Annotated in this window: 20 protein-coding genes; 18 read left to right on the top strand and 2 right to left on the bottom strand. The window is 61.0% G+C overall.

Annotation, left to right across the window (positions count from 1 at the left end):
• Positions 1–79: 79 nt before the first annotated feature.
• From IG627_RS17930 to IG627_RS17900, 7 genes are all read left to right on the top strand, one after another.
• Positions 80–2,422, top strand: coding sequence for a DNA translocase FtsK (locus IG627_RS17930; RefSeq protein WP_193194192.1), 2,343 nt, complete (start codon positions 80–82; stop codon positions 2,420–2,422).
• 92 nt (positions 2,423–2,514) lie between these two features.
• On the top strand, positions 2,515–3,126 hold the full coding sequence (gene lolA / locus IG627_RS17925) for an outer membrane lipoprotein chaperone LolA (RefSeq protein ID WP_193194190.1): 612 nt from the start codon (positions 2,515–2,517) through the stop codon (positions 3,124–3,126).
• Positions 3,119–4,465, top strand: a complete 1,347-nt coding sequence (locus tag IG627_RS17920; protein WP_193194188.1) for a replication-associated recombination protein A — start codon at positions 3,119–3,121, stop codon at positions 4,463–4,465. Before lolA ends, IG627_RS17920 begins: the two co-directional genes overlap by 8 nt.
• A gap of 36 nt (positions 4,466–4,501) precedes the next feature.
• Positions 4,502–4,876 (top strand): fluoride efflux transporter CrcB, encoded by a 375-nt coding sequence (gene crcB / locus IG627_RS17915; RefSeq protein WP_193194187.1) that lies wholly within the window; start codon positions 4,502–4,504, stop codon positions 4,874–4,876.
• 43 nt (positions 4,877–4,919) lie between these two features.
• Positions 4,920–6,209: a serine--tRNA ligase gene (serS, locus tag IG627_RS17910; RefSeq protein WP_193194185.1), complete on the top strand. Its 1,290-nt coding sequence runs from the start codon at positions 4,920–4,922 to the stop codon at positions 6,207–6,209.
• 81 nt (positions 6,210–6,290) lie between these two features.
• Positions 6,291–7,676, top strand: a complete 1,386-nt coding sequence (cysG, locus tag IG627_RS17905) for a siroheme synthase CysG (protein WP_193194183.1) — start codon at positions 6,291–6,293, stop codon at positions 7,674–7,676.
• A 157-nt stretch (positions 7,677–7,833) separates the two neighbouring features.
• Positions 7,834–8,022 carry a hypothetical protein gene (locus IG627_RS17900; RefSeq protein WP_226865403.1) on the top strand — a complete coding sequence of 63 codons (189 nt, stop codon included), beginning with the start codon at positions 7,834–7,836 and terminating at the stop codon, positions 8,020–8,022.
• 50 nt (positions 8,023–8,072) lie between these two features.
• On the opposite strand, the gene IG627_RS17895 is transcribed toward IG627_RS17900, so the two are convergent.
• Positions 8,073–10,433 (bottom strand): penicillin acylase family protein, encoded by a 2,361-nt coding sequence (locus IG627_RS17895; protein WP_193194179.1) that lies wholly within the window; start codon positions 10,431–10,433, stop codon positions 8,073–8,075.
• Between the two features lie 301 nt (positions 10,434–10,734).
• On the opposite strand from IG627_RS17895, the gene IG627_RS17890 reads away from it, so the two are divergent.
• From IG627_RS17890 to IG627_RS17840, 11 genes are all read left to right on the top strand, one after another.
• Entirely contained in the window at positions 10,735–13,308 is a 2,574-nt protein-coding gene (locus tag IG627_RS17890) for a TonB-dependent receptor (RefSeq protein ID WP_193194209.1), read from the top strand.
• Between the two features lie 187 nt (positions 13,309–13,495).
• Complete coding sequence (gene egtB, locus IG627_RS17885) at positions 13,496–14,779, top strand: ergothioneine biosynthesis protein EgtB (protein WP_193194207.1); 1,284 nt, start codon at positions 13,496–13,498, stop codon at positions 14,777–14,779.
• A gap of 62 nt (positions 14,780–14,841) precedes the next feature.
• Entirely contained in the window at positions 14,842–15,762 is a 921-nt protein-coding gene (egtD, locus tag IG627_RS17880) for an L-histidine N(alpha)-methyltransferase (protein ID WP_319024602.1), read from the top strand.
• Complete coding sequence (locus tag IG627_RS17875) at positions 15,746–16,237, top strand: DUF411 domain-containing protein (RefSeq protein ID WP_193194177.1); 492 nt, start codon at positions 15,746–15,748, stop codon at positions 16,235–16,237. The genes egtD and IG627_RS17875 overlap by 17 nt, the downstream gene beginning before the upstream one ends.
• 228 nt (positions 16,238–16,465) lie before the next feature.
• The gene (locus IG627_RS17870; protein WP_193194203.1) at positions 16,466–17,854 is read left to right on the top strand and encodes a cytochrome B6; all 1,389 of its coding nucleotides are present in this window, start codon (positions 16,466–16,468) and stop codon (positions 17,852–17,854) included.
• 110 nt (positions 17,855–17,964) lie between these two features.
• Complete coding sequence (locus IG627_RS17865) at positions 17,965–18,969, top strand: hydrolase (RefSeq protein ID WP_193194175.1); 1,005 nt, start codon at positions 17,965–17,967, stop codon at positions 18,967–18,969.
• Positions 18,970–19,204: 235 nt separating this feature from the next.
• Positions 19,205–19,816 (top strand): RNA polymerase factor sigma-70, encoded by a 612-nt coding sequence (locus tag IG627_RS17860; protein WP_226865402.1) that lies wholly within the window; start codon positions 19,205–19,207, stop codon positions 19,814–19,816.
• Between the two features lie 6 nt (positions 19,817–19,822).
• Positions 19,823–20,035 (top strand): zf-HC2 domain-containing protein, encoded by a 213-nt coding sequence (locus IG627_RS17855; RefSeq protein WP_193194171.1) that lies wholly within the window; start codon positions 19,823–19,825, stop codon positions 20,033–20,035.
• Between the two features lie 320 nt (positions 20,036–20,355).
• A complete protein-coding gene (locus tag IG627_RS17850) occupies positions 20,356–20,679 on the top strand; it encodes an ArsR/SmtB family transcription factor (protein WP_193194169.1) in 324 nt (107 codons plus the stop codon).
• A 22-nt stretch (positions 20,680–20,701) separates the two neighbouring features.
• The gene (locus IG627_RS17845) at positions 20,702–21,133 is read left to right on the top strand and encodes an SRPBCC family protein (protein ID WP_193194167.1); all 432 of its coding nucleotides are present in this window, start codon (positions 20,702–20,704) and stop codon (positions 21,131–21,133) included.
• A gap of 62 nt (positions 21,134–21,195) precedes the next feature.
• A complete protein-coding gene (locus IG627_RS17840; protein ID WP_193194165.1) occupies positions 21,196–21,579 on the top strand; it encodes a DoxX family protein in 384 nt (127 codons plus the stop codon).
• A gap of 192 nt (positions 21,580–21,771) precedes the next feature.
• On the opposite strand, the gene IG627_RS17835 is transcribed toward IG627_RS17840, so the two are convergent.
• Positions 21,772–22,137 (bottom strand): hypothetical protein, encoded by a 366-nt coding sequence (locus IG627_RS17835; protein WP_226865401.1) that lies wholly within the window; start codon positions 22,135–22,137, stop codon positions 21,772–21,774.
• Positions 22,138–22,623 lie beyond the last annotated feature (486 nt).

Raw genomic sequence — 22,623 nt, 5'->3', positions numbered from 1 at the left:
TAGTACACAGTCGACTGCTACGGAAGTTAAAGCCGCCAAGCCAGATCCACAAAGCAGTAACAAGAGCCGAGGTAAGCCATTGAAGGCCGATAGCGCGACCGACCAATCCACAGAGGAAAGCGGAGTACTGCCGGACTCCCTGATCGCCCGCCTGTTGCGCGAGGGCGCCCTGATCGCGCTACTGGCAGGCGCGCTGCTGCTCGCCATCAGCCTGTTGAGCTACAGCCCCCAGGATCCCGGCTGGTCCCATACCGGTCACGGAGGGCAGATCCAGAACGCGATAGGGCCCACCGGCGCCTGGCTGGCGGATGTCTGCCTGTCCCTGCTGGGCTGGATGGCCTACCTGTTTCCGCTGCTGATCGGCTGGCGCGCCTTTGGCATATTGCGCGACCGCAACGCGCGCTTCCACGGCCCCCTGTTTGCCCTGCGTGTCTCTGGCCTGGGACTGCTGCTGGCCACCGGGGCCGCCATCGCTACCCTGTGCTTCGCCGAGGCCGCGGAACCGCTGCCATTCTCCAACGGCGGTATCATCGGTGCGGCCATCGCCGGGGCGGCGGAGGTCAGCCTGGGCTATGTGGGCGCAACCATACTGCTGCTGTCGCTCTTCGCGATAGGCATCACCGTGTTTACCGGTCTTTCCTGGCTGAAACTGGCGGACGCCATAGGTCGCAATATCCTCGGTTTCTTCGCCTGGCTCGGCAATCGCTACCAGCGCCGACGCCAGCAGCGCGAGGAGCAACGCGCGGCGCGGCAGGCGATAGTGGTGCGCAAGGCCGCGGTGGAAGAGGAGAAACAGCGCACCGCCAAACGCCTTCCGCCGAAGATCGAGGCCGCGGCCCCGAAACCCAAGCAGAGTCCGCGCGCGGCCAAGGAGAAGCAGGGCGAACTCTTCTCCGCCGGCCCGGTCACCGGCACACTGCCGCCGTTGTCGCTGCTCGATGCGGCGGACAAGAACAAGAAGGCCGGCTTCTCGCGTGAATCCCTGGAGGCGCTGTCGCGCCTGCTGGAACTGAAACTGAAAGACTTCGGCGTGGTGGCCGAGGTGGTGTCGGTACTGCCCGGCCCGGTGGTCACCCGCTTCGAGATCCAGCCGGCACCGGGGGTCAAGGTGAGCAAGATCTCCAACCTGGCCAAGGACCTGGCGCGCTCGTTGGCGGTAATCAGTGTGCGGGTGGTGGAAGTGATTCCCGGCAAGTCGGTGGTGGGCATCGAGATCCCGAATGAGAACCGGCAGATGGTACGCCTGACCGAGGTGCTGTCGGCCGATGTCTACGACAATGCCAAGTCCGCCATAACCCTGGCGCTCGGCCACGATATTTCCGGCCAACCGGTAGTGGCGGACCTGGCCAAGATGCCGCACCTGCTGGTGGCCGGTACCACTGGCTCCGGTAAGTCCGTCGGCATCAACGTGATGCTGCTGTCGCTGCTGTACAAGTCGACGCCGGAGGAGGTGCGCCTGATCCTGGTCGACCCGAAGATGCTGGAGCTGTCGGTCTACGAGGGCATTCCGCACCTGCTGACCCCGGTGATCACCGATATGAACGACGCCGCCAACGGCCTGCGCTGGTGCGTGGGCGAGATGGAGCGCCGCTACAAGCTGATGGCGGCCATGGGCGTGCGTAACCTGGCGGGCTTCAACCGCAAGGTGAGGGAGGCGATAGAGGCGGGCGAGCCGCTGGAGGATCCCACCTGGCAGCCGGACCCCCTGTCCAGCGTGCCGGAGGCAGAGCAGACGCGCCCGCACCTCAAGCCATTGCCGGCCATCGTCGTTGTGATCGACGAATTCGCCGACATGATGATGATCGTCGGCAAGAAAGTGGAGCAGTTGATCGCCCGTATTGCACAGAAGGCCCGCGCCGCCGGTATCCACCTGCTGCTGGCCACCCAGCGCCCGTCGGTGGATGTGATCACGGGCCTGATCAAGGCCAATGTGCCCACTCGTATCGCCTTCCAGGTCTCGTCCAAGATCGATTCCCGCACCATTCTCGACCAGGGCGGCGCCGAGCAGCTGCTCGGTCACGGCGATATGCTCTACCTGCCGCCCGGCAGTGGCGTGCCGGTGCGGGTACACGGTGCCTTCGTCGACGATCACGAGGTGCACAAGGTGGTGGCGGACTGGAGCCGCCGCGGCGAACCGGACTATATCGACGGCATCGTCGACGACAGCAACAACAGTATTCCGGTACCCGGTATGGAGACCGAAGGCGGCGAGGATGGGGATCCGGAGGCGGATGCCCTCTACGACGAGGCGGTGGCCTTCGTTACCAAGTCGCGCAAGGCCTCCATCTCGTCGGTGCAGCGCCAGCTGCGCATCGGCTACAATCGCGCCGCGCGCATCATCGACGCCATGGAGGCCGCCGGCGTGGTATCCCCGGCAGGGCACAATGGCAACCGCGAGGTGTTGGCCCCGCCGCCGGCATGAGAGCTCGATGGCGGTAGGCGTGAATGCGGTTCAGGCGATATTCACCCGCCGGGAACTAATCTTTAGGGAAATCCCCAGACTGGAATCCTGATATGAAAAAGCTACTGCGCAACTCCCTCGTGGCCCTGGGCGTCTTTGCCGGTACTGCCTGGGCCGATGCCACCGACGAGCTGAGCCGCCTGCTGCAACCCCTGGCGGCCCTGTCCGGCAACTTCCAACAGACACTGCTCGACGAGCGCGGTGAAGTGCTGCAGAAGAGCAGCGGCAACTTCTCGGTGCAGCGCCCGGGCAAGCTGCGCTGGCAGACCGGCGAGCCTTTCCCCCAGCTGCTGGTCACCAACAACAAGAAGTTGTGGCTCTACGATCCGGACCTGGAACAGGTCACGGTGCGCCCGGTAGACAAGCGCATGAAAGAGACGCCAGCGCTGCTGCTCGGCGGCAAGGTGGAGGAAATCCGCGGCTCCTTCAATGTCAGCAGCAAGAAGGGTGGCTATCACCTGACACCGAAGAATGCCTCGGCGCCATTCAAGACCATGGAGATCCGCTTCAGCGGGAATGGCTTGCCTTCAGGCATGACCGTACGCGACGGCATGGGGCAGACCACCAAAATCAAGTTCAGCGGCATGCAGGCAAACCCGAAACTGTCCAATTCGATCTTCAATTTCAAACCGCCGAAAGGTACCGACGTCATCCGCGATGAGTGACCTCTTTCAGTCCAGGCCCAGACATCAACCCCTGGCCGCGCGTATGCGGCCGGAATCCCTGGCCCAGTATGTGGGCCAGGCGCATTTACTGGGGGCGGGAAAACCGCTGCGCGAGGCCGTGGAGCGCGGCCAGTTGCACTCGATGGTGCTCTGGGGGCCGCCGGGGGTGGGCAAAACGACCTTTGCGCGTCTGCTGGCGAAGGAGTGCGACGCGCGATTCGCGACCCTCTCTGCAGTGCTGGCCGGCGTCAAGGAAATTCGCCAGGCGGTGGCGGAAGCCGAACAGCACAGCGCCCAGTTCGGGCGCGGCACCATACTGTTCGTCGACGAGGTACACCGCTTCAACAAGGCGCAGCAGGATGCCTTCCTGCCCTACGTGGAGGAGGGCACCGTGACTTTCGTCGGTGCCACCACGGAAAACCCGGCCTTCGAGCTGAACAATGCGCTGCTGTCCCGCTGCCGCGTCTATCTGTTGCGCAGTATTCCAGAAGAGGAGCTGCTCGGACTGATGCAGCGGGCACTGGAGGATGATGCAGAGCTGGCGGCGCGCGAAATCAGCATTGCCGACGAGATTCTGGCCAGGATTGCCAGGGCCGCCGACGGCGATGCGCGCAGCGCCCTGAACCTGCTGGAAATCGCCTGCGACCTGTCGAGGGAGGAGGGCGGCCAGTACCTGGTCGATGAGGGTGTGCTGGCAGAGGTGCTGAGTGCCGACGTGCGCCGCTTCGACAAGGGCGGCGACTACTTCTACGACCAGATCTCGGCGATGCACAAATCCGTGCGCGGCTCGGATCCGGATGCGGCCCTCTACTGGTTTGCGCGCATGGTCGACGGCGGCTGCGACCCGCTGTACATCGCCCGCCGCGTGGTGCGTATGGCCAGTGAGGATATCGGCAATGCGGACCCGCGCGCGCTGCAGCTGGCCCTGAATGCCTGGGATGTGCAGGAACGCCTCGGCAGTCCCGAAGGGGAGTTGGCTATCGCCCAGGCCGTGGCCTACCTGGCCGTGGCGGCCAAGAGCAACGCGGTCTACACCGCCTACAAGCGGGTACTGGCGGATATCCGCCGCGATCCCAGCTTTGAAGTGCCGATTCACCTGCGCAACGCGCCCACCAAATTGGCCAAGAGCATGGCCCACGGCGCCGACTACCGTTATGCCCACGACGAGCCCGACGCCTTCGCCGCCGGCGAGAACTACCTGCCCGAGGAGATTTCCGGGCGCAGCTACTACCAGCCGGTGCCGCGGGGCCTGGAGCTGAAGATCGGCGAGAAGCTGGAGCACCTGCGCCGACTCAACCGCGAGAGTGAGCAAAAGCGCTATGACAAGAGTGGCCAGTGACCGGTGATCAGTGGTTGGCGTAGAGGAGAATAAAAAATGCAGTGGCTGGCTATCGCCTTCGGTGGCGCGCTGGGAGCAGTTTTTCGCCACCTGATCACCGTGGGCAGTTTCCACCTGTTCAGCGGCAAGTTCCCCTACGGTACCCTGATCGTCAATGTCGCCGGCTCTTTTTTGATCGGTATCGCCTATGTGGCGATCGTCGAGCGCGCCATGCTTGGCCACGAATGGCGCCTGCTGCTGATGACCGGCTTCTTCGGTGCCCTGACCACCTTCTCCACCTTCTCGCTGGAAACCGTCATCTTGTGGCACAATGGCCAGCCTTTGGCGGCGCTGGCCAATATCCTGATCAGCTTCGCGCTGTGCCTGGCCGCAACAGTGGGCGCCATCGCCCTGGCAACGAAATACTTTTAAACAACCATGCTGTAGGAGCCTGCTCGCAGGCGAACTGGAAACAATGCTCGACCCGAAACTCATTCGCACCCAAATGGAACAAGTGGCCGCGGCCCTGAAAAAACGCGGCGTGGAACTGGACACTGCAAAACTGGAAAGCCTAGAGGAGCGCCGCAAGGAATTACAGGTGCGCACCGAGAGCCTGCAGAATGAGCGCAACAGCAAGTCGAAGAATATCGGCCGCGCCAAGGCGTCCGGCGAGGATATAGCCCCGCTGCTGAAAGAAGTGGAGTCCCTCGGCGGCGAGCTGAATGAAGCCAAGCAGTCCCTGGGCGAACTGCAACAGGAGCTGGATGCGATCCTGTCCGCCATCCCGAACCTGCCGGATGAATCCGTCCCGGAAGGCGAAAGCGAGGACGACAACGTCGAGGTGCGCCGCTGGGGCCAGCCGCGCCAGTTCGATTTCGAGATCAGGGACCACGTGGACCTGGGCGCGCAACTGGGTGGCCTGGATTTCGAGATGGCCACCAAACTCACCGGGTCACGCTTCGCCGTGATGACCGGGCAGGTGGCCAAACTGCACCGTGCCCTGGCGCAGTTTATGCTCGACACCCATATCGAGGAGCACGGCTACCGCGAGGCCAATGTGCCGGCGATCGTCAACGGCGAGTCCCTCTTCGGCACCTCGCAGCTGCCGAAGTTCGAGGAAGACCTGTTCAAGCTGACCGACGAGCGCGGCTTCTACCTGATCCCGACCGCCGAAGTGCCGCTGACCAACTTCTACCGCGACGAAATCGTCGAAGATGCCCAGTCCCTGCCGCACAAATTCGTCGCCCACACTCCCTGTTTCCGCTCCGAGGCCGGCTCCCACGGCCGCGATACCCGCGGCATGATTCGCCAGCACCAGTTCGAAAAAGTCGAGCTGGTATGGGCGACCCGCCCGGACCAGTCGGAAGAGGCGCTGGAGGCGCTGGTACAGAACGCGGAAACCATACTGCAGAAGCTAAACCTGCCGTATCGCACCGTGGTGCTGTGCGGCGGCGATATCGGTTTTGCCGCGCGCAAGACCTACGATATAGAGGTGTGGATTCCATCCCAGGACAAATACCGGGAGATTTCCTCCTGCTCCCTGGTGGGTGACTTCCAGGCGCGCCGCATGAAGGCCCGCTGGCGCAACCCGGAAACCGGCAAGCCGGAGCTGCTGCACACCTTGAACGGCTCTGGCCTGGCGGTGGGGCGCACCCTGATTGCGGTGCTGGAAAACTACCAGCGCGAAGATGGCCGTATCGAGGTGCCGGAAGTACTGCGCCCCTATATGCGCGGCCGGGAAGTTCTTGGCCCGGAATCTGCATAACGTAATCCGTTGGCGCGAAGATAATCTTCGCCCGCTGCCCAGAGGGCCGGCATGGGGTCGGCCCGACAACGGAATTCTACCTTGCGTTATCTACCTCTCGCCTTTGATGTCAAAGGCCGCAACTGCCTGCTAGTCGGCGGCGGCGCGGTCGCTACCCGTAAGGCGCGCCTGCTGGCCAGGGCCGGCGCGCGTCTGTTAGTGGTATCCCCCCAAATTACCGAAGAACTGCAGCAGCTGCTCGAGCAGAGCGACGGGCGGTTCTTCCAGGCCGAATACCGCGCAGATTTTCTCGACAGCGCCGAGCTGGTCGTCGCCGCAACCGCCGACAGCGACATCAATCGCGCCGTCTCCACCGATGCCCGGTCCCGGCGCCTGCCGGTCAATGTGGTGGATGCCCCAAAACTGTGCACCTTTACCTTCCCGGCCATCGTAGAGCGCGGCCCGGTATCGATCGGCATCAGCAGTGGTGGCGCCGCGCCGGTGCTGGCGCGGCGTATCCGCGCGCAGCTGGAGGCGCTGCTGTCCCCCGGTATCGCCTCGCTGGCGGAACTCGCAGCGCGGATGCGCGACAGGGTCAAGGCGGCACTGCCGGAGGCGCAGCGCAAGGATTTCTGGCAGTGGGTTTTTACCGGCCCTGTAGCCTCCAAAGTCGAGGGGGGCAGGGTACGCGAGGGAGAGGCGGAGCTGCTTGCGGCACTGCAGCAGGGGGCCGCCCGCCCGGCGCCGGGCGGCGAGGTCTACCTGGTCGGCGGCGGTCCGGGAGATCCGGACCTGCTGACATTCCGCGCCCTGCGCCTGATGCAGCAGGCTGACGTCGTGCTCTACGATCGCCTGGTATCCCCGCAGGTTCTGGACCTGGTGCGCCGCGATGCCGAGCGTATCTACGTGGGCAAGAAAAAGGAATTTCACTCGGTGCCCCAGGAGGGTATCAATCAGCTATTGGTGGACCAGGCGCTACAGGGAAAGAAGGTCTTGCGGTTGAAGGGCGGCGACCCCTTTATCTTCGGTCGCGGTGGCGAGGAGATAGACAAGCTGGCCGAGGCCCGGATCCCGTTCCAGGTGGTGCCGGGTATTACCGCCGCCTCTGGCTGCTCCAGCTACGCAGGTATTCCGCTGACCCACCGCGACCACGCGCAGTCGGTGCGCTTTATAACCGGGCATTTAAAGCAGGGCGAGCTGGAGTTGCCCTGGGCCGAGCTGGCGTCTCCCGGGCAGACTCTCGTCTTCTATATGGGGCTCACCGGCCTCGAGACCATCTGCAAGCAGTTGGCAGCTAACGGACTGCCGGAAGATACGCCGGCGGCGCTGGTAGAGAAGGGCACCACCAGGGAGCAGCGGGTCGTGGTCGGCAATATTTCTACGCTGCCTGCGCTGGCGGTGACTGAAGAAGTGGAGGCACCGGCGCTGACAATTGTCGGTGGCGTTGTCAGCCTGCACGAAAAACTGCGCTGGTATAAACCCGAGTAAAATCTACTCCCCATTCTGTAGGAAAAAGCCGGATCCAACCGAGCATCTATACTGCAAAAGAAGTTTGCACCCGGTGCTCGTTATGTTGTTGGCCCTGATCCGGTTTTACTGCACTCTTTTAGTGCGATTCTATCTGCCGCGAGAAAACGAAATCTGTGTGCCCAGCCAGGAGGACAGCCACTCTCGCCGCTACTCCGACCGATACCGCCTGAAAAGAAGCTGGGTGAAAAACCTCTGGATAGGCTCCTCGCTGTTAATGCTCTGCTTTCCGCTGATGCCATTTGTACTGGCGGTGGGCCTGCTCACATCATTCCTGTCTTTCGCGATACTCGACGAAACCGCGTGATGGAGTTGGCTGGTGGCGAGCAGCCGGTATGCCGGCCACCGGCCACTGACTTAGCGAAGCGTCAGCGAGTAGCGCACTTCTCCCTCCACCAGCGGTGACGGTTTCCCGTCAACCCAGTCCCCGTGACCATTGCCAAAAAATGGCGACAACGGGTGTGCACTCTGGCCCGTGGCCATATGGAAAATCGCATGCGCCTCGCGTCCCGGCGCCACGACCATGCGCTCCGATGCGCCGTTGCTGCGAGACTGGTAGCGCGGCATGTGGGTATCGCCGGAGAGCTGGTCCGCCGGCATGGCGGTAAACCAGTTGACCGCCGCAACGACCCGTCCCAAGGGGTGCTGGATTCGGGCGGTGTTCTCGACACCCCAGGTCTGCTCCCCGAGCGGGCGGCCGTCCTCGCCCATCTCCGCCAGCACCCGATCCAGTGCCGCCAGCTTCAGTGAGCGCCAGGATTCGAAGTCCGGGTTCAGCAACTGCGCCGGTTCCTGTTGTGCCATTTCCCAGAGCGCGTACTCGAACTGGCGCTTCAGCGGGCCGAAGGAAAAGTCCGGCTGGTGGCGGCGCATATAGGTCAGGACCGGCGCTGTGGTGATCTTCATGAACTCCAGCCGGTAGTTGCGCACTATGCGGTAACCGACAGAGTCGGCGCTGGCGCGGCCACCCCAATTCTGCACCTGCTCGCGCACGTCGCGATAGCTGTCCTGGCCGTTCAATAGTGCCACCAGGTGCTCCTGCCAGCGCTGCAGGAACACTGCGCGATCATCCAGCTGGATATCCAGCAGGGACTGCTCGTCGAAAGTCTCCCGGGTGAAGAGGTCGTCACGGATCTGCTGCTGTCGCGCGCCCAGGGCGTAGCCGTGATTGCCCATCACGTGCAGGTAGTCGCCATCCATGGTGCGCCCGTTGGCGGTCCAGATGCGGTGGGATGGGGGATCATAGACGCGCGGCTGCTCCTCGACGCTCAGGTAGCCGTCCCAGTAGGCGCTGCCATCGGCCCAGGATTGCGATCGACTGCCGTCGAACCCCACCCGGCGCGGGATGGCGCCGCCCACCGTCCAGCCGATATGGCCGTCCCGGTCACCGACGACCAGGTTCTGGTGTGGAATCCCCAGCTGCGGCCCCAGGTCGAGCGCCTCTTTCGCGGAGGCGACTGCTTCCAGGTGCAACAGATTCAGATTGCCGCCGCGGATATCGTGCGCGATCCAGCGGTAGGCGAGGGGGATTCCACGGCCGTTTTCAGCCACCACCGGGCCCCAGATGGTTTTGCGCACTTCCAGCGACTCCGGCTCCGCTTCCTTGATCGCGATGACTTCCCGTTCCAGCTCGAACTCGCGCCAGCCGTCCGGGGTCCGGTACTGGGAGCCGTCTTCACTCAGCTCCAGCGGAATCAGGTCGCCCCAGTCGCCGAAGGTATTGGTAAAGCCCCAGGCCACCAGCCCGTTGCTGCCGATCACTGCGATGGGGCCGCCGGGCAGGGTCGCTCCGCGCATGGTGCGACCGCTGCCGGGAAGAGACCAGCCGGCGCGGTACCAGATATTGGGTACATTCAGCTCCAGGTGCATATCGTCCGCCAGAATGGCGCCGCCGTGTTCGGTCAGGGCGCCGCCGACGACCCAGTTGTTACTGCCGTAGACGCTGTCGTCGCTCGCCATTACCCGATAGGCGACGGCTTCACCCTCTTCGAGCAGCGACGCTATGGGTGTCTCGGGCAGGGCTATCGGACCGCGGGCCTCGCCGATCAGTGGTGCATCCCAGCTGCCGCCGGTGGGAAAGTAGAACTCGTAGAGATCCCGCGGCAGCAGCTCGGCCAGCGCGGTATCGCGCAGCTCGAACTTGCCGATGGGGCTCTGCAGCGTCAGGTACATGCTGAATATCGTCAGCAGGCTGTCTGCACTGGTCCAGGGCTCCGGCTCCCGCCCCAGCAACATATATTCCCAGGGCTTGGCCCCCAACTGCTGCAGACCGTAGTTGACGCCCTGCACATACTTTTCCAGCAGCTGCCGCTGTGCCCGGGGCAGGGCGGCGATATTGCGCTCGGCGCGCTTGCGGAACTGGTGCAGGCGCACGGCCTGGTCGTGTTTCAGGGTCGCCCCGCCCACCAGCTCCGACAGCTCGCCGGCCGAATTGCGTCGCAGCAGGTCCATCTGGAAGAAACGTTCCTGCGCGTGCAGAAAGCCGAGGGCAAAGGCGGTGCTGTTGCGGTCTTCCGACTCGATCAGGGGAATGCCCTGGGCGTCGCGGCTGATGGTCACCGGGGCTTTCAGCAAGCCGCCGGTTTCCAGTGCGCCTTCGAGAACCGGCAGACTCTGGCGGAGCCACAGCCAGGCACCGAGCAAAGAGATGACAATGAACGCTGACAGGCCGAACAGGAGGCGCGGCAGCAGCCGCTTGGGCGAAGAGCTCTGGGTCATGGGGTATTTCACCGGGACATTATTGTATTTGGTGTATTTCGCGATTTTAGCAACCGACAGCCGCAACAAAATAGTTACTCAGGGACAGATACGGGTCACAAAAATCGATTTTCCGTGGAATCTAATGCCAGTAAAGTGCGGATTCTTTATTCTGCGCCACAGAGAACTGACCAGTCACTAGAAAAAAGTCATAACAGGCTTTCAAATCCTCCTTCGTGATCGTAAGATGGCGCCCAATAACAAAAACCAGAAATTAAGAAACATCACGCTTTTCTATAACAACAAACGCGAGGACGCGATGATGCACGACGCCGATCAGAACGGGAAAATCCGTCAATTCAGCCTGTCTACCCTCTCCGGAGCCATTGCCTTTGCCACTGCCATCAGCGGTACAGCCTATGCTGCGGAAATCGAGGAAGTAGTGGTTACCGCGCAGAAACGTGCGGAAAACCTGCAGGACGTACCCATTGCCATCTCCGCCGTAACCGGCGACAACATCAAGGCCATGGGCGTCAAGAACCTGACCGACCTGGGCAAGTCGACGCCCGGTGTCGAGATGAACAACGACACGCCCCTGCAGCCCACCTATAACATTCGCGGTATCCAGACCTCGGACTTCACCGTGGGCTCAGACCCGGCAGTGGCCGTCTATGTCGATGGTGTCTATAACGGCCGCGGTGCCGGCGCCGAGGTGCCACTGGCGGATATCGAGCGAGTGGAAGTGCTGAAGGGCCCCCAGGGCACCCTGTTCGGCCGCAACGCCACTGGCGGTGCTATCCATATCATCACCAAGAAGCCGCAGGCCGACGACACCACCGAATTGAGCGTGACCGCCGGCAACTACGGCCGCCAGTCCGCGGACCTGCTGGTTAATCGCCAGCTGAGCGACAACCTCTACGGTCGCATCACTGCGTCCAACAACCGTCGCGACGCCTTTGCCGACAACCTGGCGGGCGGCTTCTCCGCCGGCAACCAGGACACCCAGACCTACCGCGCCTCCCTGCTGTGGGAACCGACCGCCGATACCGAAGTCCTGTGGCGCGCTGACTACGGCGTGATGGACCAGGGCAGCGCGCTGCGTACTTCCATAGTACCCAGCCTGCAGGCGATAGATGGCGGTACCGATGTCTTCGGCGATTACGCCCTGGACACCCCGACCATCGAAGACCGCGATTCTTTCGGCACCTCGCTGACGGTTACCAGCGACTTCGAGAACTTCACCCTCACCTCCATCACTGCCTTCAGCAAGTTCGACTCGCACCTGCAGCAGGACGAGGACGGCACTGCGAACCCGGATTATATGTTCGGCTCCGCGAACTTCGACGAGCAGGAACAGTTCTCCCAGGAATTCCGCCTGAATGGCGCCACCGATAGACTGAAGTGGACCCTCGGTGCCTCCTACGCCCAGGAGAAGCTGGAGCATGTGACCGACGCCTACTTTACCGCCGGCTCGCTGGAATCCTTCGCAGTCTATGAGGGTGTCAAGGCCGCCTACGAGAATGCCGGCCTGACTACCACTGAACTGGAAGATATCGCAGTACAGACCCGTCAGGGAATGATCGCCGGCGGACTGGAAGGCGCCGCGGTGGCCACTTTTGTATACGACCTGATGGTTCAGTCGGGCCAGGCTGACCAGCTCCTCGCCATGTTCGGCGCTCCGGACTTTATCACTGCCAGCATGCTCGACCGCGAGCAGATGGCTGCGCAACTGATGGCGGGCATTACACCCTGGGTAATGGCGGACACCCCCTGGAACGAATCCGTTACCAATACCGGTGACTACCGCTCGGCAGCCATTTACGGTGACTTTACCTGGAGCCTGACCGACAAGATGGACCTGACCGTGGGCGCGCGCTATACCGCCGACGAGAAGGACTTCACCATCCAGAGCGCTTACCAGAATACCCTGCCTCTGGCGCTTACCGGCGGCGATGTGGATGTACTGGACCCGAACGGCAACGTCATCGGAGTCCTGCCAATCCCAGCGGTTCCCGCGGGCGTGATCCCCGCGCAGCCTTTTGGTATGGCATTTAACAACAACGGCGTCGCCGACCTGTACCAGGAACTTGATGATTCCTGGAGCGATATCTCCGGCCGCATAGTGCTGGACTACCGCTGGAACGACGATGTAATGACCTACGTCTCCCTGTCGGAAGGCTTCAAGGCCGGCGGCTTCAACAGCTTCAGTGCGGCGCCGGGTATCGATCCCTCCTTCGACCAGGAAGACGTTACCAACTTCGAGGTCGGCCTGAAGAGCAGCCTGTTCGACAACCGCATGCAGCTCAATACGGCGATTTACAGCTACGAGTACGACAACCTGCAGGAACTGGACCTGGTGGGCGCGCCCATCCCCAACTACTACCTGCGCAACGCCGACGCCGAAGGGCAGGGCATGGAAGTCGAAGTACTCTGGGCCGCTACCGACAACCTGATGCTCGGCGGCAACTACTCGCTCCTGGATACCGAGTACACGCGCTACGAAGTCCTCACCGCTGCGGGTGAAACCGAGGATGACTCGCGTGTGGGTCAACCGCGGGTGGGCACGCCGGAGAACAAGTTCAACCTGATGGCCGAGTACAGCCTCGACCTGGCCTCCGGCGCCAACATCGTACTGCGCGGGGATTACAACTGGACCGACGAGCGCGTCGGTACCATCTCCGATCCCAGCCGTGTGGTGGAGGACTACCAGCTGATGAACCTGCGCGCCGGCTGGAATAGCGCTTCCGATCGCTACTCCGCGGCCCTGTGGGTGCAGAACGTTACCGATGAGGAGATCGCCGGCGGTTACGGCGGTACTGGTGCGGCCATCGGTGCCAGCCCGGCCTGGCGCTACATGCCACGTATGTACGGCGCCGACTTCACCGTACGTTTCTAAGCTGAAAGACGACTCAGCGAACCTGAAAGGGGCCGGCATTTGCCGGCCCCTTTTTTATTGTGGCATTACACGCTGAGAGAAACTGGCGTCAAATGGATCATATAGTCCGGTGATCGCATGGGAATCCGGGAAAAACTGCGTATGATCAATGGCATGTAATGGAATTTACGAGCAGTTGGCCGTCGCCATGACGATACTCGCGGGTGAGGTAGATACAGAAATCCAGCAGCAACTCCTCACGCGTTTCCGTCGCGTTCGCAGCGAGACGGAGCAGCTGGCAGACCCGCTGTCGGCTGAGGACATGCAGCTGCAGTCAATGCCCGACGCCAGTCCCACCAAGTGGCACCTGGCCCACACCAGTTGGTTTTTCGAGACCTTTGTCCTGCTGCCCCGCCTTCCCGGTTACCGTCAGTTCGATGCCGATTTCCACCACCTGTTCAACTCTTATTACAACAGCCTCGGCACGCCCTTCAGTCGCCCGCAGCGCGGCCTGCTTTCCCGGCCCGATCTCGACAGCGTGTTTGCCTACCGCCAGACGGTCGACCGCTGCATCGACGGATTGCTGGCCGAGTATCCCGTCACACCGGAATTGGAAGCGCTGATCACCCTGGGGCTCAATCACGAGCAGCAGCACCAGGAGTTGCTGCTGACCGATATCAAACATGCTTTTTCCATCAATCCGATACTGCCCGCCTATCTGGACAGTGCGCCGGACGACGACGTGCCTGGCAGGGTAGAGGAATCCAGCTGGCTGCAGATTCCCGGTGGGGTCTACAGTATCGGCGGTGAAGGGGAGCACTTCTTTTTTGACAATGAGAGCCCGGCACACCAGCAGCTGCTGCAGGATTTCCGCATCGCCTCGCGATTGGTCAGCAATGGCGAGTACCGGGAATTTATCGAGGACGGAGGCTACCGCGAACCGCGCTTGTGGCTCTCCGATGGCTGGGCCCAGGTCCAACAGAATCGCCTGGAACACCCCCTTTACTGGCAGAAACGGGAGGGGCGCTGGTATCAGTTCACCCTGGCCGGGTTGCAACCGCTCGTGGATCCGGAGCCGGTCTGCCATCTCAATTACTACGAGGCCGACGCCTTCGCCACCTGGTCGGGCGCACGCCTGCCCACCGAATTCGAATGGGAAGTGGCGGCCTGCCTACTGCGCAAACCGGACCAGTTGGCCGGCGCCAACCTGCTGGAGAAGCGGGCTTTTCGTCCCCTGGCTGCCAGTGCCGGGCAGGCACAATTTCTCGGGGATCTGTGGGAGTGGACCAGCAGCGCCTATCAGCCCTACCCGGGCTTCCGCGCCAGCAGTGATGCCGTTGGCGAATACAACGGCAAGTTCATGTGCAACCAGAAGGTCCTACGCGGCGGCTCCTGTATTACACCGGCGGAGCATATCCGCATGAGCTATCGCAATTTCTTTTACCCGCACCAGTCCTGGCAGTTTACAGGAATCCGCCTCGCAGGAGACTGAATGTGAATATGGCCTTGTCGCCCGTTTGCGGCGAACAGCTAGACGAACAACGAAAGGAAAGCGTGTTTCTCAGGGATGTACTGGAAGGCCTGGGCAAGCAGCAGAAAACACTGCCGTGCAAATATCTGTACGACGAGATCGGCTCGCGCCTGTTCGAGCGCATCTGCGAGCTGGATGACTATTACCTGACCCGAACCGAGGCGGCCATATTTTCCGACAACATGGTCGACATGGCCCGGCAAATAGGCCCGGGGGCGGCCATTGTGGAACCGGGCGCGGGCAACTGCGAGAAGGTCCAGCCGCTGCTCGAGCAGCTGGACAGCCCGCGCGGCTACTACCCCATCGATATCTCGCCGGAAATCCTGCTCGCGGCCAGGGCGAGAATCATCGCACAGTTGCCCGATCTCGAGGTTCAGGCGTCAGTCGGGGACTTTACCCGGCCGGAAGTCTGGCGCGAGCTGGACGACCTCGCCGCGGGAAAAACAGTGCTTTTCTTTCCCGGTTCCACTATCGGCAATTTCGACCCGTGCCAGGCCGGGGAGCTGTTGCAGTTTTTCGCCACCCGGCTTCGCAGCGGCGATGCGATACTGATAGGCACAGACCTGGTAAAGGATTCCGTGGTGCTGGAACGGGCCTACTGCGACAGCGAGCATGTCACCGCAGCGTTTAACAAGAATATCCTCGCCCGAATCAATGGCGAACTGGACGCGGATTTCGATCTGTCCCTGTTTGCCCACCGGGCCTTTTACCACCCGCTGCGCCAGCGGGTGGAAATGCATCTCGTCAGCCTGAAGGAACACTGTGTGCGAATAGCCGGCAGGCAGGTGCGTTTTGCGGAGGGGGAGACAATTCACACCGAAAACAGCCACAAATATTCCGTGACGGGCTTTAACCGACTGCTCGATGAAGCCGGTTTCGCGCCTATCAGGCACTGGAGTGACCTACAGCAACGCTATGCAATCCACTATGCGCAGGTCGCTTAGCAATATCCTCTTGCTTTGCCTGCTCGGCTTCTTCGGCTCGCCACACCTGTACGGGGCCGAGGCCGCCGCGGCATCTGATTCGGACAGCTTCGTCGTCTACAAGCACCCGCTGTGTTTCTGTTGCAAGAAATGGATCCGCCACCTGGAGCACGGCGGCCTGACTACCGGTGTCGGCTACCGCCTCGATATGAGCGAAGTGAAAGGGCAGTGGGGTGTCCCCCAGGGTATGGAGAGCTGTCACACCGCGGTCTGGCACGGAAAATACGTCTTCGAAGGCCATGTGCCTGCCAGGTATATCTGGCAGTTTCTTGCCGATCCGCCGCAGGACAGCTTCGGCCTTTCCGTACCCGGCATGCCCGCCGGCAGCCCCGGTATGTACGACGGCAAAACCTTCGAGCCCTACAATATCTATCTCCTGTTGCGCGGTGGCGACTATCGTTTCTACGCGCGCGTCGAGAATCCGCAGGATCAATAGTTCTCCACTGGATGCCTGTGACGACAAAGCGATAACTTCGCGCCATCCCCCCGAATTAGCCATCTACTATTGCCATCAAAGCTAGAATCTATTGGCGGTCCTATACCGTGTGAACTATCTAATTGCATGCCTCTCGCAGTGGTAGTGCCTCCCCGGCGCTTGTGAAGCTCACCAGAAAGAACAAGACAAGATACTGTTTTGCGGAGGAGCTTTATGTCCATCCAAACCATGAAATCATCAGCTGTCGTCCGATCGCTTATCGTCGTATTCTCCATATTCTCCCTTCCGGCCCTGGCGCAGATGAATGCACCTCCCAGCAGTTACGCGCCGGTGGTGGACAAGGAGAGCTTCGGCTCCACGGTCAAACGGATGCGGGGGGAAAAGTCCGACGTCGAGAAGCGCCACAAGGCGCTGTTGAATGAGCGTTACGACCTGTCCAATAAGCCGGTAAAAGGCGTCACCATGAGTGGCGGCAAGGCAGTGCAGGGCGGCGTCAGGGTCAAGTTGCCCCGCGGAACCGGCTGGGACGATCTGGCCAAGATGTCTCCGGACGATATCAGGAACAAGGGCCTGTGGCCGGAGGGTTTCTACCCGCTGCCGCACCCGAACCAGAACGAAGGCGGTATGCTGTTCCCGCAGTTTCATATCGACGCAGTGAAGGAGCAGGAGGGCAGGGACCTGGCCCGCTTCGACCTGGATTTCCTGCTGCCGGATGCCTTTCTGCCGGAATTTCCACCGCCTATTTTCCTGACCACTCGCCCGGACCTGGGCGACGTCTCCCAGGGCAAACTGGTCACCCTGAGCAACTTCTTCGACCTTTTTAACGGCATACTCAACCCGAAGCAGCTGGAGGGTATGCGCCTGCTGGTCACCCCCTTCCCGCAGCAGCAGTTCAACGCCACCTGGGACAGGCGCTCGATGAAACCCAGCCAGGGAGTCGCCTGCCTGGACTGCCACGTCAATGGCCACACCAACGCCGCCACCCACCTGGTCGGCGATATACGCCCGCAAAAGCACCGCCACCGCATCGATACGCCGACCCTGCGCGGCGTCAATATCCAGCGCCTGTTCGGTTCCCAGCGCGCCCTGAAAAGCGTCGAGGATTTCACCGAGTTTGAGCAGCGCGCCGCCTATTTTGACGGCGACCCGGTCATTGCCACCAAGAAGGGGGTCAATATCCTGGAGCGGGGCAGCCAGGTGCATTTCATGGCGGAGGTCCAGGAATTGTTCGACTTCCCGCCGGCGCCCAAGCTGAATCTGCTCGGTCGCCTGGACAAGAGCAAGGCCACCGAGCAGGAGCTCCGCGGCGAAGCGGTTTTCTTCGGCAAGGGCCAGTGCTCCGTCTGCCATACACCGCCATATTTCACCGACAACCTGATGCACAACCTGCGCGTCGAGCGCTTCTTCAAGCCGAAGATGATCAACGGTCGCCTCGCCAGCGCCGATGGCCCCATCAAGACCTTCCCCCTGCGCGGCATCAAGGATTCGCCACCCTACCTGCACGACGGCCGCCTGATGACACTGGATGATACGGTGGAGTTCTTCAATATCGTGCTCGGCACCCAGTTGACCGAACAGGAGAAGAAGGACCTGGTGGCCTACTTGTACACGCTTTGATTTCTGCAGGCGCGGGGCGGCTTCGCGAACGAGAGCCGCCCCTTATGATGGCTCTTTGGTTACACCGCAAAAACCGTTAAGGTGCGCACTCAGCTAGCTGGTTTCGATGTATGACTGAGAAGTTCCCTTCCACCTTTGCCCCTGCATTTACGCCCGCATTGGGTCTCGGTAACTGTCATTTACAGACGGTGTTCGCCCGCTTTCACAGATCCAGGCCCTGGGTGGCCACTGAGTGTCGCTGGTACGAAACCCCGGACGGCGACCGGCTTGCCGTGCATACACCGCGACCGCTGACAGACGATCCATCTAGTCCGCTGGTAATGATCCTGCACGGTCTCGAAGGATCTGTCGAATCCCCCTACGCCCAGGGCATGATGGAGTCATTGCTCGCGCGGGGTTTCCAGGTGGCGGTGATGCATTTCCGCGGCTGCGGCGGTATCCCGAATCAACTGCCTCGCGCCTATCACAGCGGCGACAGCGAGGACCCCCGCTGGCTACTGGGAGAACTCGGGCGGCAGCTGCCGAATACGCCGTTTATGGCCGTCGGCTACTCCCTGGGCGGCAATGTATTATTGAAAATGCTGGGGGAGGACGGGCAGGGCAGCCCGCTGACCGCAGCGGCGGCCGTGTCTGCCCCCATGGACCTGCACGCCTGCAGCCGGCGCATAGATTCGGGGCTGTCGCGCATCTACCAGCGCCACCTGCTGACCTGCCTCAAGCAGAGCCTGCAGCAGAAAGCGGCGAATCCGAATCTTGCTGCGGCCATGCCCAGCCTGGAAGAAACCTCTCATTTCAGCAGTTTTCGCCACTTCGACAACGCTTTTACCGCACCACTGCACGGTTTCCGCGACGTCGACGACTACTACACCCGTGCCTCCAGCAAGCCATTGCTGCGGGATATCCGCGTGCCCACCCTGATTATCCACGCGGTGGACGATCCGTTTATCTGCCCATCTGCCATTCCCGCGGATACGGAAGTCAGCCCGGCGGTGCAGCTGCAGGTCAGTGAGAAGGGCGGTCACGTCGGCTTTGTCGGCGGCAGTCTGTGGCAACCGAGCTACTGGCTGGAGGAGCGGATTCCGAAATTCCTGGACTCGATACTCCGCTCCAATTAGCCCCTGGCGTGGGCCGCCCGCACTCAAGCAAATCGACAGGGTCGCCGCCAGGGTCAGCTTTCAGCCTCCTCTGCGGCAGGATCCCAGTTTCCTACAGCTCCCCGGCAATTTCTGTAAGAAAATCCCCCTTTCTATCGACCAAGGGATATTTACTGTCGGGAGCGCGGGCGTACGAGCGCCAACAGATATCGGGTACTATTGCCTGACCCCAGTATTCGGTTTCGAGGAGATGGCATTGAGCGATAACGCGACCCCGGACGCCGCCACAGCGCCGGCGCCCCTGTCCGACGAGCGCTTCCTGCAGGAGTTGCGCCAGCAGATGCACCGGTTTGCCAGCCTGCAACTGAATGATCCGCAGTCGGCCGAGGACGCGGTACAAGAGGCACTGGTCGGCGCACTTCGCAATCTGCGCACCTTTGATGGCCGATCGGCTCTGAAGACCTGGGTCTTTGCGATTCTCAAGAACAAGATCGCCGACCAACTGCGCCAGCGAAAGCGCTTTGTGGACGCGGACCAGCTCCTGAATGCGGACAGGGAAGGGCACGACCACGACGAGCTGTTTGACCGGCACGGCCACTGGCTGAAGGAGGAGCGTCCGGCACACTGGGAAGATCCCGAGTCGGCGATTCACGAAAAACATTTCTGGCGTGTATTCGAATCCTGTCTCGACTACCTGCCGGCGCGCCAGGCACAGCTGTTTATGATGCGCGAGTTTATCGAACTGGAGAGCCACGAAATCTGCGCGGCCGCAGAGATCAGCGTAAGCAATCTCAACGTAACCCTGCACCGCGCCCGCCTGAGACTGCGCGAGTGCCTGGAAAATAACTGGTTCCAGCGTGAGGAGTGAGCCGCGATGAAAAACTGCCGCGAAATAACCCGCCTGCTCTCGGAATCCCAGGAACGCGAACTGAGCCTGAAGGAGCGCACGAGCCTGAAACTGCACCTGGCGATCTGCTCCGGCTGTCGCAATTTCAGCAAGCAGATGGGCAGTCTGCGAAGTATCACCCGCGCCTACACGCGAGGCGCACCGGAGCGAACCGGAGACAACAACAAAAGCGGGAAATAGTCGCGAGTTCCTCGCGGCTCCCGCCCGCCCAGTAACCGGGTCGGGCCAGTAGTGCGGGGGTAATGATGAAACGGGTACCTCTGGAATGTCACAGTATTTCATTGGTTGCCCTCCCGCTTCGGCCGCGCCCTCCGGAGTTCAATGCGCTCCATCCCCTTCGACAGGGAGGGGAAAACTGGCCACATTCGGATCACCGAGAGTTGGCGCCAGATCTTTGCACCTGTCTGCTCAAACTGCCGGATGGCGCAGTAACCAAAGATTGAACTTGATCAATCCATAACTCTATGGTTATTATTCAATTAATAACCAGTGAGTTATCTATGAGAAACAACCAGGATGAACTTTTCAAAACCCTCGCCGACCCTACTCGACGGGCCCTGTTTGAGCGCTTGTGCCGTGAAGGTGAGCTAACGGTAGGGGCCCTGACGGTCGGGGCAGGGGTCTCACAGCCGGCAGTCTCAAAGCATCTCGGGGTGCTGAAGCAGGCAGGGTTGGTGCTCGACCGCCATCAAGGTCGCCAGACCCACTACAGCGCACAGCTCGGTGCCCTGGCGCCGCTAATCGACTGGACCAGTGAGATGACCAGCTTCTGGGAACGCCGATTCGATGATCTCGATGACCTGCTGAAAAGAATGGATCAATAGGCGCAATAACAAGGATGAAGCAATGAATCAAACAGCAACCGAAGCACTCTCCGTTACTGTCGAGCGGGAGTTCCCTCATCCGCCGGAAAAACTCTGGCGCGCACTCACGCAGCCGCACCTGATCGAAGACTGGCTGATGAAGAACGATTTCAAACCAGTACCCGGACACCGCTTTAATCTCCGCGGCGACTGGGGCGGGGTGCTGGACTGCGAAGTTCTCACCATAGAACCGAATAGGGCGCTCTCCTACACCTGGAACTTCGCCCACGAGGATGCGGCCTTCAACCTGCAGAGTGTGGTGACCTTTACACTCACACCGTCGAGTGTCGGGACGCACCTGCGCATGGAACAAGTGGGATTCCGGCCGGACCAGAAGCAGGCATACCAGGGTGCCAAGCAAGGATGGCGGAATTTCCTCACGAGCCTGGAGGACCTCCTTGTCCGAATCGATTGACGATCCACTTGTAAGGCAGCTAAACACCGGTCCCAAGGACTCTTAAAATCGGAGACAAAACCATGAACATTTTCCTGTGGGTTCTTCAGATTATTCTCGCTCTGCATACGGCCATGGGCGGGATCTGGAAATTTTCCAATTCCGAGCAAGCCGTGCCGTCACTGAGCGCAATACCTCACGGAGCCTGGATGGCGATGGGCGTATTTGAACTGGTTCTGAGCCTGTGCCTGGTACTCCCGGCATTCTACAAGCCGCTGGCGTTCCTGGTTCCCATAGCGGCGGCCTGCATAGCCGTGGAAATGCTGGTTTTCTGCGGCCTGCATATTGCTTCCGGCGATACAAACTACGGCCCCATGATTTACTGGCTGGTTGTGGCTGCAATCTGCACCTTTATCGTCTATGGCAGGCTTGCGCTGAAGCCATTCACATACGCCGCCATTGCCTGACACGCGGGCGCGCTAAGTCCGCTCCTGTTTATCCAGGAGCGGGCTTTGGTATGGGGAAGGGTACCTTGGAGGAAGGTGAACAGGATGGCTGGAAGCGCGGAATCCCGTAGGTGGTGAATCTATAATTTAACATAATCTATACTGCTGGGAGTCAGAACAGAAGTAAAATCAATAACTTAGCGCCGCAGATTGTCACGTCAGGGGGATTTTCGACAGGTTGTCGAAATTGGCCAGAATGGCCACCGCCAGGACACTAGCGGCGGCCAGAATCTTTGGGGTGTGATCCTCCGCGAGACTGCGCAAAAGATCGAATGCGGGGGATTTAAGGGAGCGTTCGGCGGCCATGCTCAGAATGATCGCTTCGGGCGGGAACCCTAGAAACTCAGCAGCTTTTAGTGCTTGCGGGTCGGTAAGAGTGCCGCCTTTGTGGCGAAGGTGGTTAATTCGATTTGGATGAACGTCCAGTATTCTTGCGGCTTTATAGTCGCTGCCCAGCTTCTCTTTCATCATGTCCAAAATGTCTACGGTGTAGAGCATTGGGCCTTTTCCTGTAGTCATAGAATTTTTCTCTATTTTAACTTCCCTGCAAAAGCCCCTGGTATCCAATAGCTTAGTGGCTATCCAATAGCTTATTGGTTACGCTGGCCGCTCCTGTAAGTAATGGGCTTGACCCGATCCGATCAGAAACCCCTTAGCGGGGGATATTGTGGTAGCTGGTGCCGCCTCCGCTTGCGCTTCGATGGCAGTTGGCCATTGGTACCAGGGCGCGGCGTTTCCCTTCTGAGGGGTTTCTGATTGGGTTGGGTCTGTTTTAAGCCCGAACAATTATGGGCGCGGCACCTGAACCGCACCCAAATAAAAACGATTTTCTTATTACAGACCATTACACCCGGGGGCGGGCCATGAAAGCCGATATCAAGGCACCTGCACAGGTGCTCGACGAATCCCTACAGCTGCATTTCCAGCTGATCGAAGAGCGGGCCATCAAGGTGGTCGACGCGATCGAGCGCAAGCAGGCGCTGCACGGTAGCCGGCTGCGCAAGC

This window comes from Microbulbifer taiwanensis (assembly GCF_014904815.1).
Lineage (GTDB): Bacteria > Pseudomonadota > Gammaproteobacteria > Pseudomonadales > Cellvibrionaceae > Microbulbifer > Microbulbifer taiwanensis.
Note: the sequence above shows the minus strand (reverse complement) of the source record. Positions and strands in the feature narration are given on the sequence as shown.